The 13,976-nt window shown below is 65.8% G+C and carries 8 protein-coding genes and 3 rRNA genes; 2 read left to right on the top strand and 9 right to left on the bottom strand.

Going from position 1 to position 13,976, the window contains the following annotated elements:
• Positions 1-2 precede the first annotated feature (2 nt).
• The 6 genes from AES38_RS09650 to tyrS all read right to left on the bottom strand — a co-directional run bounded on the left by AES38_RS09650 (position 3) and on the right by tyrS (position 10,219).
• Positions 3-1,034, bottom strand: a complete 1,032-nt coding sequence (locus AES38_RS09650; RefSeq protein WP_053774783.1) for an HAD-IIA family hydrolase — start codon at positions 1,032-1,034, stop codon at positions 3-5.
• Positions 1,024-1,875, bottom strand: a complete 852-nt coding sequence (locus AES38_RS09655) for a tetratricopeptide repeat protein (RefSeq protein ID WP_244629151.1) — start codon at positions 1,873-1,875, stop codon at positions 1,024-1,026. Before AES38_RS09655 ends, AES38_RS09650 begins: the two co-directional genes overlap by 11 nt.
• 1,180 nt (positions 1,876-3,055) lie before the next feature.
• Positions 3,056-3,172, bottom strand: a 5S ribosomal RNA gene (gene rrf / locus AES38_RS09660).
• Between the two features lie 116 nt (positions 3,173-3,288).
• Positions 3,289-6,408: ribosomal RNA gene (locus AES38_RS09665) — 23S ribosomal RNA — on the bottom strand.
• 427 nt (positions 6,409-6,835) lie between these two features.
• Positions 6,836-8,356 (bottom strand): 16S ribosomal RNA (locus AES38_RS09670).
• Together the 16S, 23S and 5S rRNA genes form the textbook arrangement of a ribosomal RNA operon.
• A 558-nt stretch (positions 8,357-8,914) precedes the next feature.
• Positions 8,915-10,219, bottom strand: a complete 1,305-nt coding sequence (gene tyrS / locus AES38_RS09675; protein ID WP_053774784.1) for a tyrosine--tRNA ligase — start codon at positions 10,217-10,219, stop codon at positions 8,915-8,917.
• A 218-nt stretch (positions 10,220-10,437) separates the two neighbouring features.
• Here tyrS and AES38_RS09680 point away from each other — a divergent pair, with 218 nt between their 5' ends.
• Positions 10,438-11,121, top strand: coding sequence for a helix-turn-helix domain-containing protein (locus AES38_RS09680; RefSeq protein ID WP_053774785.1), 684 nt, complete (start codon positions 10,438-10,440; stop codon positions 11,119-11,121).
• Entirely contained in the window at positions 11,118-11,717 is a 600-nt protein-coding gene (locus AES38_RS09685) for a hypothetical protein (protein WP_053774786.1), read from the top strand. Before AES38_RS09680 ends, AES38_RS09685 begins: the two co-directional genes overlap by 4 nt.
• A gap of 20 nt (positions 11,718-11,737) precedes the next feature.
• Here the strand turns inward: AES38_RS09685 and AES38_RS09690 are convergent, their stop codons facing one another.
• From AES38_RS09690 to argH, 3 genes are read right to left on the bottom strand one after another with little or no spacing between them, the layout of a single operon-like run.
• A complete protein-coding gene (locus tag AES38_RS09690; RefSeq protein ID WP_053774787.1) occupies positions 11,738-12,352 on the bottom strand; it encodes a DNA-3-methyladenine glycosylase in 615 nt (204 codons plus the stop codon).
• 7 nt (positions 12,353-12,359) lie between these two features.
• The gene (locus AES38_RS16030) at positions 12,360-12,497 is read right to left on the bottom strand and encodes a hypothetical protein (RefSeq protein WP_167436752.1); all 138 of its coding nucleotides are present in this window, start codon (positions 12,495-12,497) and stop codon (positions 12,360-12,362) included.
• Positions 12,494-13,975, bottom strand: coding sequence for an argininosuccinate lyase (gene argH / locus AES38_RS09695; protein WP_053774788.1), 1,482 nt, complete (start codon positions 13,973-13,975; stop codon positions 12,494-12,496). The genes AES38_RS16030 and argH overlap by 4 nt, the downstream gene beginning before the upstream one ends.
• Between the last annotated feature and the right edge of the window lies 1 nt (position 13,976).

A 13,976-nucleotide genomic window follows, 5' to 3' on the forward strand; every position in this document is an offset into this window, starting at 1 on the left:
CGCTACGCCCGGCCCGCGCCGGCGGCCGCGTACAGCGACTCCTGCACGTCCAGCCCGTAGATCGGCCGCCCCGAGTTCCAGATCACGGCGCACGCGGCGCGCAGGGTGTCGATCGTCGACCCGCCGTCCTTGACGACCTCGACGCGGTCCCCGGCGATCCGCACGGAGGACTTCCCCACGGTCGCCACCTGGCCCTGACCCGAGAAGCGCGTCTCCGGGTACGGCTCGTGCAGCTGGCCCAGGTGATCGAGGATGAAGGTCGGCCGCTGGCCCTCCTCCGCCGCGAGCAGCTGCTTGGCCCGGTCGATCCCCGTGAGCACGTGCACCGACGCCATGCCCGCGCGCGTGGCGCCGAGGATGTCGGTGTCGAGCCGGTCGCCGAGGAACACGGGACGCTGGGCGCCGAAGCGCTCGCGGGCCACGTCGAAGATCGGCGTCTCCGGCTTGCCGGCCACGACGGGCAGGCGCCCGACGGCCGTGTGCACGGCGGAGACGAGCGTGCCGTTGCCGGGCGCGATGCCGCGGGCGACCGGGATGGTCCAGTCCGTGTTGGTGGCGACCCACACCACGTCCGGGTCGGCCAGCGCGAACGAGGCCTCCGCGAGCTGGGCCCAGCCCACCTCGGGCGAGAAGCCCTGCACGACCGCCGCGGGCCGGTCCTCCGTGGAGCGCGTGACGACGTAACCGGCCTTCTCGAGCTCGTGCACGAGACCCTCGCCGCCCACGACCAGCACGGTGGATCCGGCGGGCACGCGGTCGGCGAGCAGACGCAGCGCGGCCTGCGGCGACGTGACCACGTCGTCCGGCGCGACCGTCAGCCCGAGGGAGCTGAGGTGCTCGGCCACGGACGCGTCCGTGCGCGAGGCGTTGTTCGTGATGTAGCCCAGCCGGATCCCGTCACCTTCGGCGCGGTTCAGCGCGTCCACGGCGTGCGGGATGCTGTCCGGCCCGGCATAGACGACCCCGTCGAGGTCGGCGAGGATCACGTCCACGCCCTCGAGGGGCGTGCTGCCCTTCGCCGCCCTAGCGAACATCGCGGTCCCCCTCGCTCGACGCGTCGAGCTCCTCGTCGACGTCGATCGCGATCTCCTCGCTGTCGCCGTCCTCGCTGGGCGGGGTCGGCGCCGCGTCCTCGTCCGCGTCCGCCTCGGCGTCGGAGGGCTCCGGGCTGCGATCGCGCATGTCCGGCTCGGTGCCCGCGTCATCGCGGTGCTCCTCCCCCTCCAGCTCCTCCTCGACGACCTCGACCATGTCATCCCATCCCTCGTCCGGATCCGCGAACGCCGCCTCGGCCGCATCCGCGCGTCGACGCCACGCGTCGGCCTCGTCGGAGCGTCCGAGCTCCTCGAGGACCTCCGCGTACGCGTGGAACAGGTCCGCGCTGTACGAGTAGGCGACGTCGCGGTTCAGCTGCGCGATCGACAGCTCATCGAGAGCCGCCTCGGTCTGACCGAGGTCGAGCCGTGCGCCGGACATCGCGATCGCCAGGGCCACCTGCTCCGCTGCCGGCAGGGTCTCCTTCGGCACGGAGCGACCGAGCTCGAGCGCCTTGTCGGGCCGGCCCTGGCCGCGCTCGCTGTCGACCATGAGCGCGAGCTGGTCGTTCTTGCCGGAGATGCGTCGGTAGGTGCGCAGCTCGCGCAGGGCGAGGGCGTAGTCGCCGACCGCGTACGCGGTGATCGCGAGCGACTCACGCACGACCGCGATGCGGCCCGCACGACGTGCCGCGGATGTCGCGTGCCGGTGCGCCAGCTCCGGATCCTCCTCGATCAGTCGCGCCGCCATCACCAGGTGCTGCGCGACGCCCTCGGCGTTGTCCTTGCTGAGCGTCTTCAGCTCGTTGCGGGCGATCCGGTCCAGATCCCCCGGCTTCACGTCCTCCGGGATCTCCGGGTCGTCGTGCCGCGGACGGACGGAGCGGAGCTCCCGGGCGCGCAGCTGCTCCTCGGTCAGCGCCTCCTCGTAGCGGGGGGCATCCCGGTCGTTGCGCGCCGGTCGCCCGTCGCGGGTCCAGAGCTTGTCCCCGTCCCGGGGCGGCCGGCCCGCACCGCGTCCGGCATCGCGGGGAGCGTCCTTGGACCACGGCCTCCGCTCACCATCGCGGGCAGGACGCGCGCCAGCCGCACCACCGTCCTTCGACCACGGCTTCCGCTCACCATCACGCGCGGGACGCGCGCCAGCCCCACCACCGTCCCTCGACCACGGCTTGCGATCCCCATCGCGCGCAGGACGCGCGCCAGCCCCACCACCGTCCCTCGACCACGGCTTCCGCTCACCATCACGCGCGGGACGCGCGCCAGCCCCACCACCGTCCTTCGACCACGGCTTGCGGTCCCCATCGCGCTGCGGACGCGCTGCCGCCCCGCCGTCCCTCGACCACGGCTTGCGCTCGCCATCGCGAGCGGGACGCGCACCACCGGGAGCACCGCCGCCGGTCCACGGCTTCCGCTCACCATCACGCTGGGGACGCTCTCCGCCCGAGCCCCGGGACCCGGACGCTCGACCGCCGTCACGCGGACCGCGGGGAGCACCCGAGGATCCGCGGTCGTACGGGGGCTTGCCGCCGTCTCGTCCACGCGGAGAGTGCGACGATCCGCGGTCCTGGCCCTCGGGCCGATTGTCTCGATCGGATGAGTCGCTCACTGTGCTCCTGTCGGCCGCGCGGGCCTGATGATGTCTGTGGTGTTGTGGGTCGTGCCGAAGTCCAGGTCCAGGCTAACGGCTGCCGCCGGCGGATGACCCGCCGGGGACCGTACGGCTCCATCCCCTGCCCGTCCACACGCACGACGTGCAATGGGTCGCCTCAGGACGCCCGCCTGATGCCGACGTGGACGTGGACCAATAGCGCCGTGGGCCTCTTTTCCGGGTCGAAGACTCGGATCGACCACGCACCCGGCACGAGAAGCGTCAGCACAGGGAAGCGCAGGACGAACCCGGGCGCCGGCCCTGGCGGCTCAGCAGCATGCCGTCTTCGCAGCTGGACCCGGGCATGGGCCTTAACGCAGAAAGGCCCGCCGCACGAAGTGCGACGGGCCTCCCCGATCAATCAAGTTAAGTCCGGCGGTGTCCTACTCTCCCACAGGGTCCCCCCTGCAGTACCATCGGCGCTGAGAGTCTTAGCTTCCGGGTTCGGAATGTAACCGGGCGTTTCCCTCTCGCTATGGCCGCCGAAACACCTCATACACACCCCACAGGGCATGAAATCTGTGATGAATCGACCAGTCAAGCTGGTTGTTCAATTAGTACCCGACCGTATATCGGGAACCACATAGTGGACGCAAGCAAAGTGTTTTCAAGATATCGGCTTATTAGTACAGGTCAGCTCCACGAGTCTTTAGTCCTCGCTTCCACATCCTGCCTATCAACCCGGTAGTCTAGCCGGGAGCCTTCACCCTGAAAGGGATGGAAATCTCATCTCGAAGCCGGCTTCCCGCTTAGATGCTTTCAGCGGTTATCCGTTCCGAACGTAGCTAATCAGCGGTGCTCCTGGCGGAACAACTGACACACCAGAGGTTCGTCCATCCCGGTCCTCTCGTACTAGGGATAGATCTTCTCAAATTTCCTACGCGCGCAGCGGATAGGGACCGAACTGTCTCACGACGTTCTAAACCCAGCTCGCGTACCGCTTTAATGGGCGAACAGCCCAACCCTTGGGACCTACTCCAGCCCCAGGATGCGACGAGCCGACATCGAGGTGCCAAACCATGCCGTCGATATGGACTCTTGGGCAAGATCAGCCTGTTATCCCCGAGGTACCTTTTATCCGTTGAGCGACAGCGCTTCCACAAGCCACTGCCGGATCACTAGTCCCGACTTTCGTCCCTGCTCGACTTGTCAGTCTCACAGTCAAGCTCCCTTGTGCACTTACACTCGACACCTGATTACCAACCAGGTTGAGGGAACCTTTGGGCGCCTCCGTTACTCTTTAGGAGGCAACCGCCCCAGTTAAACTACCCACCAGGCACTGTCCCTGAACCGGATTACGGTTCGAAGTTAGATATCCAGAGTGACCAGAGTGGTATTTCAACAATGACTCCACCCGAACTAGCGTCCGAGCTTCACAGTCTCCCACCTATCCTACACAAGCCACACCGAACACCAATACCAAGCTGTAGTAAAGGTCACGGGGTCTTTCCGTCCTGCTGCGCGTAACGAGCATCTTTACTCGTAGTGCAATTTCGCCGAGTTCGCGGTTGAGACAGCTGGGAAGTCGTTACGCCATTCGTGCAGGTCGGAACTTACCCGACAAGGAATTTCGCTACCTTAGGATGGTTATAGTTACCACCGCCGTTTACTGGGGCTTAAATTCTCAGCTTCGCACTTGCGTACTAACCGTTCCTCTTAACCTTCCAGCACCGGGCAGGCGTCAGTCCGTATACATCGTCTTGCGACTTAGCACGGACCTGTGTTTTTAGTAAACAGTCGCTTCCCACTGGTCTCTGCGGCCTTCAAACGCTTCAGGAGTAAATCCCTACACGCCTCAGGCCCCCCTTCTCCCGAAGTTACGGGGGCATTTTGCCGAGTTCCTTAACCACGATTCTCTCGATCTCCTTAGTATTCTCTACCTGACCACCTGAGTCGGTTTGGGGTACGGGCGATTGGAACCTCGCGTCGATGCTTTTCTTGGCAGCATAGGATCACTGATTTCGTCCGTGAGGACTACCCATCGGGTCTCAGGCTACATAGAAGACGGATTTGCCTATCTTCTGCCCTACATCCTTAGACCGGGACAACCATCGCCCGGCTCAGCTACCTTCCTGCGTCACACCTGTTAATACGCTAAACGCCCCAGCGTAGGGTCGTGTGCTAGGCCAAGACCGTCACCCCGAAGGGATCGAATCAAGGATTCAGACACTTAGCATTACTGGATTGTCTTGGGCGGTTCTTCATCGGTACGGGAATATCAACCCGTTGTCCATCGACTACGCCTGTCGGCCTCGCCTTAGGTCCCGACTTACCCAGGGCGGATTAGCCTGGCCCTGGAACCCTTGGTCTTTCGGAGGACGGGTTTCTCACCCGTCTTTCGCTACTCATGCCTGCATTCTCACTCGTGTGGCCTCCACGGCTGGTTCACACCGCCGCTTCGCTGGCCACACGACGCTCTCCTACCCATCCATACGGCTGGACCACGAAGGCCTGCCTATAATATAAATGCCACAACTTCGGTGGCGTGCTTGAGCCCCGTTACATTGTCGGCGCGGAATCACTTGACCAGTGAGCTATTACGCACTCTTTCAAGGGTGGCTGCTTCTAAGCCAACCTCCTGGTTGTCTATGCAACTCCACATCCTTTCCCACTTAGCACGCGCTTAGGGACCTTAGATGGTGGTCTGGGTTGTTTCCCTCTCGACGATGAAGCTTATCCCCCACCGTCTCACTGCTGCGCTCTCACTTACCGGCATTCGGAGTTTGGCTGAAGTCAGTAACCTTTTGGGGCCCATCGTCCATCCAGTAGCTCTACCTCCGGCAAGAAACACGCAACGCTGCACCTAAATGCATTTCGGAGAGAACCAGCTATCACGAAGTTTGATTGGCCTTTCACCCCTATCCACAGCTCATCCCCTCCATTTTCAACTGAAGTGGGTTCGGTCCTCCACGACGTCTTACCGTCGCTTCAACCTGGCCATGGATAGATCACTTCGCTTCGGGTCTAGAACATGCGACTCATACGCCCTATTAAGACTCGCTTTCGCTACGGCTGCCCCTCACGGGTTAACCTCGCCACATATCACTAACTCGCAGGCTCATTCTTCAAAAGGCACGCTGTCACACCAACAAGGGTGCTCCAACGGTTTGTAAGCAAACGGTTTCAGGTACTATTTCACTCCCCTCCCGGGGTACTTTTCACCTTTCCCTCACGGTACTTGTCCGCTATCGGTCATCTGGGAGTATTTAGGCTTATCAGGTGGTCCTGACAGATTCACACGGGATTTCTCGGGCCCCGTGCTACTTGGGATACTCTCCGGACAGGCGACGACATTTCGACTACGGGGTTCGCACCCTCTATGACTGGCCTTTCAAGACCATTCGTCTATATCGCGCTCATTGCCCTCACAGCTCGGTAGAACTGTACGGAAAGTCCCGCAACCCCGACCATGCAACTCCTACCGGATATCACACATGATCGGTTTGGCCTCTTCCGGTTTCGCTCGCCACTACTAACGGAATCGCTTTTGCTTTCTCTTCCTGTGGGTACTGAGATGTTTCACTTCCCCACGTTCCCTCTACCCGCCCTATATATTCAGGCGGGAGTCACCAGGTCACCCAAAGGGCCTGGCGGGGTTTCCCCATTCGGAAATCCTCGGATCAAAGCTCTATTATCAGCTCCCCGAGGCTTATCGCAGATTTATACGTCCTTCTTCGGCTCCAGATGCCAAGGCATCCACCGTTTGCTCTTAGAATCTTGAAATCACATGAGATTGAATCGTTTCGCCTCCCCTAGAGGAGACAGAAATGACCAATGATCTATAAATAGATCTTTGTGATCCACCGGAAAACCGGTGAATCTAAGATGCTCGCGTCCACTGTGTAGTTCTCAATATACGGGCGGTACCCCACCACCATCCACAACAGGACGACGGAAAGGGTCCGACAAGAAACCAGACACACCAAACGGTGCGGCCCGGTCCCTCAGGACCCAACAGCGTGCAACATGCCCTCGACACACACGCACCACGTTCCCACCCCACAAGGAGGCGTACTAGCAGCACGGCACATCAGCCGGCATCAATGTCAATGTTCCACCCATGAGCGCCACCATCAGGACGAACGCCTGACGCGTGACTTGGCACCATTGATCTCCCTGTATACAGAGGAGAGGTGCACATGCTCCTTAGAAAGGAGGTGATCCAGCCGCACCTTCCGGTACGGCTACCTTGTTACGACTTAGTCCTAATCACCGATCCCACCTTCGACAGCTCCTCCCTTGCGGTTAGGCCACTGGCTTCGGGTGTTACCGACTTTCATGACTTGACGGGCGGTGTGTACAAGGCCCGGGAACGTATTCACCGCAGCGTTGCTGATCTGCGATTACTAGCGACTCCGACTTCATGAGGTCGAGTTGCAGACCTCAATCCGAACTGAGACCGGCTTTTTGGGATTCGCTCCACCTTACGGTATCGCAGCCCTTTGTACCGGCCATTGTAGCATGCGTGAAGCCCAAGACATAAGGGGCATGATGATTTGACGTCATCCCCACCTTCCTCCGAGTTGACCCCGGCAGTCTCCTATGAGTTCCCACCATTACGTGCTGGCAACATAGAACGAGGGTTGCGCTCGTTGCGGGACTTAACCCAACATCTCACGACACGAGCTGACGACAACCATGCACCACCTGTATACCGACCTTGCGGGGCGCACATCTCTGCACGTTTCCGGTATATGTCAAGCCTTGGTAAGGTTCTTCGCGTTGCATCGAATTAATCCGCATGCTCCGCCGCTTGTGCGGGCCCCCGTCAATTCCTTTGAGTTTTAGCCTTGCGGCCGTACTCCCCAGGCGGGGAACTTAATGCGTTAGCTGCGACACGGAGACCGTGGAATGGTCCCCACATCTAGTTCCCAACGTTTACGGCATGGACTACCAGGGTATCTAATCCTGTTCGCTCCCCATGCTTTCGCTCCTCAGCGTCAGTTACGGCCCAGAGATCTGCCTTCGCCATCGGTGTTCCTCCTGATATCTGCGCATTCCACCGCTACACCAGGAATTCCAATCTCCCCTACCGCACTCTAGTCTGCCCGTACCCACTGCAGACCCGAGGTTGAGCCTCGGGATTTCACAGCAGACGCGACAAACCGCTTACGAGCTCTTTACGCCCAATAATTCCGGACAACGCTTGCACCCTACGTATTACCGCGGCTGCTGGCACGTAGTTAGCCGGTGCTTTTTCTGCAGGTACCGTCACTTTCGCTTCTTCCCTACTAAAAGAGGTTTACAACCCGAAGGCCGTCATCCCTCACGCGGCGTTGCTGCATCAGGCTTGCGCCCATTGTGCAATATTCCCCACTGCTGCCTCCCGTAGGAGTCTGGGCCGTGTCTCAGTCCCAGTGTGGCCGGTCACCCTCTCAGGCCGGCTACCCGTCGTAGGCTTGGTGAGCCATTACCTCACCAACAACCTGATAGGCCGCGAGTCCATCCCCAACCGAAATTCTTTCCACGACCAGACCATGCGGCCAGTCGTCATATCCGGTATTAGCTACCATTTCTAGCAGTTATCCCAGAGTCGGGGGCAGGTTACTCACGTGTTACTCACCCGTTCGCCACTGATCCGCCAGAGCAAGCTCTGACATCACCGTTCGACTTGCATGTGTTAAGCACGCCGCCAGCGTTCGTCCTGAGCCAGGATCAAACTCTCCATAAATGCTTAAACGCACGACCACCCGAAAGCAGTCGGCACATCTAAAGCCAGACGTGAACGGGAATCGAACACGAACCAGCAAGTTTGAAACCGACAGAACAAATCATTACTGACTTGCTTGTTTGTTTAAATGTTTTCCAAAGGAATCCGGACACCATCCCAGAAGGGACGATGCCACGGGTATTTGGCATTTGACATTGTGCACGCTGTTGAGTTCTCAAGGAACGGACGCTCCCGACACCGACCATCACAGCCAGCCATCGGAGCTCACACTCCACCGCTCCCCGTGGGAGTGATCCAGACCCAGAAGGCCCAGCACTCACGTCGGAAGCAGAATCAGACCCTAGCTCAGTTGGTGGTACACACGCAACCCGTAGGCCGCGGCAACTTCTGTTTCACCAGGATCATCACCCACCAGAACAGCTCCGGAAGCTTTTCCGCTTCCCGCCCGTTCCGGCGACAAGAGGAGACATTACGCGGACCACCCCACCCCCGCAAAACAACCCGCATCCCGGGCGTGTCGCGACAGCCTCCCGGAGAAGGACCAGATCGGCAGCCCATTCAGGCCACGGTGAGCCCGGCGAGGGTCTTCTTGCCCCGCCGGATCACCGCGAAACGGCCGTGCAGGAGGTCGTCCACGACCGCGCCCGCATCGCCCACGGCGGCGTTGTTCAGGTAGACGCCGCCCTGCGTGATCGCGCGACGAGCCTCCCCCGCGCTCGAGACGAGGCCGGCGTCGACGAGGGCCTGGACGACCGTCGTCCCCGGCGCGATCTCGGCGCTGGGCAGCTCCCCCATCGCCTGGCGGAGGGTCCTCTCGTCGAGGGTCGTCAGCTCCCCCTGGCCGAACAGCGCCTGCGACGCGGCGATGGCCGACTCGGTCGCGGCCCGCCCGTGGACCAGCGTCGTCACCTCCCACGCGAGGGTGCGCTGCGCCTCCCGTCGGAACGGCTCCGTCTCCACCGCGCGGGCGAGCTCCTCGATCCGCGCCCGGTCCAGGAACGTGAAGATGCGCAGGCGGTGGACGACGTCGGCGTCGTCCGTGTTGAGCCAGAACTGGTAGAAGGCGTACGGGCTCGTCATCTCCGGGTCGAGCCAGACCGCGTTGCCCTCGCTCTTGCCGAACTTCGTCCCGTCCGAGTTCGTGATGAGCGGCGTGCCGATGGCGTGCACGGTCGCCCGCTCGCTGCGCCGGACCAGGTCGGTGCCGCTGGTGAGGTTGCCCCACTGGTCGCTGCCGCCGGTCTGCAGCACGCACCCGTGGGCACGGTAGAGCTCGCGGTAGTCGAGCCCCTGCAGGATCTGGTAGCTGAACTCGGTGTAGCTGATGCCCTCGTCGGAGTTGAGGCGTGCGCTCACCGCGTCCTTCTTGAGCATCGTGCCCACCCGGAAGTGCTTGCCCACCTCCCGCAGGAAGTCGATGGCGCTGAGCGGCGCCGTCCAGTCGAGGTTGTTGACGATGCGCAGGGCGTTGTCCCCCTCGGCGCTGAGGATCGAGGACACCTGCCCCTGCAGGCGGGTCACCCAGTCCGCCACGACCTCGGGGGTGTTCAGCGTGCGCTCCGCGGTGGGCCGCGGATCGCCGATGAGGCCGGTGGATCCGCCGACGAGACCGAGCGGACGGTGCCCGGCCAGCTGGAGGCGGCGCATGAGGAGCAGCTGCACCAGGTTGCCGAGGTGCAGGCTCGGCGCCGTCGGGTCGAAGCCGCAGTAGTACGTGATCGGCGGGCCCGCGAGCAGGGACTTGAGCGCCTCCTGGTCCGTCGACACGTGCACGTAGCCCCGCCACACGATCTCCTCCCAGACGTCCGCGAAGGACGGGTCGTTGCGCTGGGCGGTGAGGGGGGCGGGATCGGCGTTCGTCACCCGATCACGGTATCAGCGGACCTCCCCGCGGGCCGCGGGGCGCGGCGGGACGGCAGCGCGGATCCAGCCACCGGCGCGCACGCCATCCGGGTGTCGGGGGTCCGGGCGACAGTGGGAGCACAGCACGGACAGGGGATCAAGGTCCTGGCATTGATGTCTCTGGATCAAGTGCGTAATGTTGATGCGTCGGCGAGCGCCGGCGACGCGAGGGGGATCGCATGTTCGTCATCACCGCCGACCAGAAGGCGAGCCGTCACGACGTCGATCGTGCCGGGACGGGGCGCGACGAGCTCGCCGCCCGCTACGACGGGCGCCTCGTGCTGCCCGTGGACCGCACGTCCGGCGACGAGGTCCAGGCCCTCGTCGACGATGCCGCCACCGCGCTCGACATGGTCCTCGTGCTCACCCGCGCCGGGCACTGGAGCGTCGGGCTCGGCATCGGCGCCGTGCGCACCCCGCTCCCCCGGGCCACCCGCGAGGCGACCGGTCCCGCGTTCATCGCCGCGCGCGACGCCGTCACCGCGGCGAAGCGCAGCGGGACCCGGTTCGCGCTCGCGACGGATCCGCCGACGGGGCCGCCCGAGCACGCGGGGTCCCCCGGGCTGCCGGGCGCCCCGGAGGTCGAGGCGCTCGTCACCCTCCTGCTGCTCGCGCGGGATCGCCGCACCCCGCAGGGCTGGGACGTCGTCGACCGCATGGCCGACGGTGCGACCCAGCGGGAGGTCGCGGCCCAGCTGGGCATCACGCCGCAGGCGGTGAGCACGCGCCTGCGCACGAGCGGATGGCGCGCCGAGCGCGCCGCGGTCCCCGGGCTCACGGCGCTGCTGGCGCACCTCGACGCCGAGGCGTCGGCGTCCGGCGACCCGACCCCGCACCCCTCACGGGCCGGAGGCCGGTCGTGATCCCCGTCGGCACGCCCGCCGAGGTCGCGGCGTCGGCGGTGCTGTGCGTCCTCGTCACCGCGTCGCTCGTGCTGGCGCTCCTCGCCGTGCGGTCTCCGCGCACCGGCCTCGTCGCCGCCTCGGCGGGCGCGCTGGCGGCCGCGCTCGTGCTGGGCCTGGCGCTCGCGGGGCCCGCCTCGCCGCTGGTCGTGGGCTACCTCGGGCTCGTGATGGTCGTGCTCGCCGTGCTCGGCGGCGGATCCGCGTCCACGGTCGTCCTCGCGCTCGCGACCCGCGGCTCCGTGCCGGCCGGCGCGTACGGCGGGATCCTCGTGCCGCCGCGCGGCCGGGAGGACGACCCGTCCGCGATCCGCCGGCCGACCCGCGAGGTCCTGCGTGGAGGCGCGACCATCGGCATGCTCGAGCGGCTCGCCGTCGTGGCGGTGATCCTCGCCGGCTACCCGGAGGCCCTCGCCGTCGTGATCGCCATCAAGGGCGTCGGCCGCTTCAGCGAGCTGGGCGAGGCGGCGGAGGCCCGTGAGCGGTTCATCATCGGCACCCTCGTGAGCTGGCTGTGGGCCGCGACGTGCGCGGCGGTCGTGCTCGTCGTCCGGTAGCGCCGGTCGACCCGCGTCGCTCAGCGGCGGACGCGGGGCACGTGGGCGCGGTACGGCGAGACCGTCGGGTCGCCCGGCACCCAGAAGCGCCAGGGGAACAGCTCCCCGGATCCGCCCGGGCCGGACACGCCCACGCGCGGGCCGGCGGCCGGCAGCGCGAGCGGCGCATCCGGGAGCACGAGCTCGTAGGGCGCCGCGGCGAGCGACGCCCCGTCGTCGGAGAGCGGGATGCCGAGCGCCACCGCGAGGCGAGCCGGGCCGCGGGCCAGGTCGCGGTCGCGCACGGCCGCGCCTCGGCGACCCCGCGCGAGCTCGGCCCCCTCCACGACCTCCCCCGCGCGCAGCAGGACGCCCGCGCTCGTGCCCTCGGGACCGCAGACGATGTTCGCGCACGTGTGCATGCCGTAGGTGAAGTACGCGTAGAGGTGCGCGGGGGGACCGAACATGGTCGCGTTGCGCGCGCGCCTCCCGCGGAAGGAGTGCGACCCGGGATCCTCGCCGACGCCGCGGTACGCCTCCACCTCGGTGAGGCGGATCGAGACGCGACCGTCCTCGGAGTCGCGTGACAGGACCGCGCCGAGGAGCGCCGGAGCCACCTCGACCGCATCGCGCGCGAAGAAGCCGGGCTCGATCACGCGGGGATCAGATCAGCTCGCCGTTGAGGCTCGCCACGACCACCACGAACACGAGCACCGCGACGGCCACGCCGACCACGAGCGGCAGGAGCCAGCGATGGCGGGGCTCCGGCCGCTCCGGGCGGCGGCCGCTGGAGAGGGTCATGCCGACGCGTCCGCGGACGCCGCTGCCCGGCGCTCGGCCGCGGCGTCGGCCCGGGAGCGGAGGTCGGCGATCCGGCGCACCAGCTCGGCGCGCTGCTCGTCGACCCGGACGCGCGCGGTGCCGCCGACGCCGTCCCGGCTCGCCACGGATCCGTCGATGCTCAGCACCTCGCGGACCTCGGGCACCAGGTGCTCCGAGACCCCCCGCAGGTCGTCGTCGGAGAGGCCGTCGAGGCCCACGCCGCGGGACTCGGCGAGCTTCACGAGCTCGCCCGTGATCTCGTGCGCGTCACGGAAGGCCACGCGGTGCTTCACGAGCCACTCGGCGACGTCGGTCGCCAGCGAGAAGCCCTGCGGCGCGAGCTCCGCCATGCGGTCGACGTCGAAGCGGAGCGTCGCGATCATCCCCGTGAACGCCGGGAGCAGGACCTCGAGGGTCTGCACCGAGTCGAAGACGGGCTCCTTGTCCTCCTGCAGGTCGCGGTTGTACGCGAGCGGCAGGCCCTTGAGCGTCGCGAGCAGACCGGCGAGGTTGCCGATGAGCCGGCCCGACTTGCCGCGCGCGAGCTCGGCGATGTCGGGGTTCTTCTTCTGCGGCATGATCGACGACCCGGTCGAGTACGAGTCGCTCAGCGTGACGAAGCCGAACTCGCGCGTGTTCCAGAGGATGATCTCCTCGCTCAGCCGTGACAGGTCGATGCCTACCTGGGCGAGCACGAACGCGAACTCCGCCACGACGTCGCGGGCGGCCGTGCCGTCGATCGAGTTCTCGGAGCTGCGCGCGAAGCCGAGGTCGCGCGCGACCGCGCCGGCGTCGAGTCCGAGGGTCGAGCCCGCGAGGGCGCCGGATCCGTAGGGCGACACGTCGGCGCGCGCGTCCCAGTCCGCGAGGCGCTCGAGATCGCGTACAAGCGGCCAGCAGTGCGCGAGCAGGTGGTGCGCGAGGAGCACGGGCTGCGCGTGCTGCAGGTGCGTGCGGCCCGGCATGATGGCGCCGCCCGCCGCCTCCGCCTGCGCGGCCAGCGCGTCGACGAGCTGCACGAGCATCGCGTGGATGGTCGCCGCGTGGTCGCGCAGGTACATGCGCACGAGCGTCGCGATCTGGTCGTTGCGGCTGCGCCCCGCGCGGAGCTTGCCGCCGAGCTCGGGCCCGGCGATCTCCATGAGGCCCCGCTCGAGGGCGCCGTGCACGTCCTCGTCCGCCTCGGACGCGACGAGCGCGCCCGAGCGGACGCGGTCCTCGAGCGTGTCGAGCGCCTGCAGCATGGCCTGGCGCTCGGCATCCGACAGGTAGCCGGCCGACGCGAGGGCACGGGCGTGCGCCCGGGATCCGGCGATGTCGTACGGCGCCAGCTGCCAGTCGAAGTGCGTCGAGCGGCTCAGCGCGACGAGCTCCGGCGACGGCCCGCCGGCGAAGCGGCCGCCCCAGAGGGCGCCCGCCTCGCTCGCCCGGGAGGACGGATCCGTGCTCTCGGTCATG

It is taken from the genome of Clavibacter capsici, from assembly GCF_001280205.1.
In the GTDB taxonomy this organism is placed as follows: Bacteria; Actinomycetota; Actinomycetes; order Actinomycetales; family Microbacteriaceae; genus Clavibacter; species Clavibacter capsici.

Coding starts and splice junctions, on each gene's coding strand:
- AES38_RS16030 (WP_167436752.1), bottom strand. CDS start 12,497: ATGACCCTCTCCAGCGGCCGCCGCCCGGAGCGGCCGGAGCCCCGCCAT.
- AES38_RS09650 (WP_053774783.1), bottom strand. CDS start 1,034: ATGTTCGCTAGGGCGGCGAAGGGCAGCACGCCCCTCGAGGGCGTGGAC.
- AES38_RS09680 (WP_053774785.1), top strand. CDS start 10,438: ATGTTCGTCATCACCGCCGACCAGAAGGCGAGCCGTCACGACGTCGAT.
- argH (WP_053774788.1), bottom strand. CDS start 13,975: ATGACCGAGAGCACGGATCCGTCCTCCCGGGCGAGCGAGGCGGGCGCC.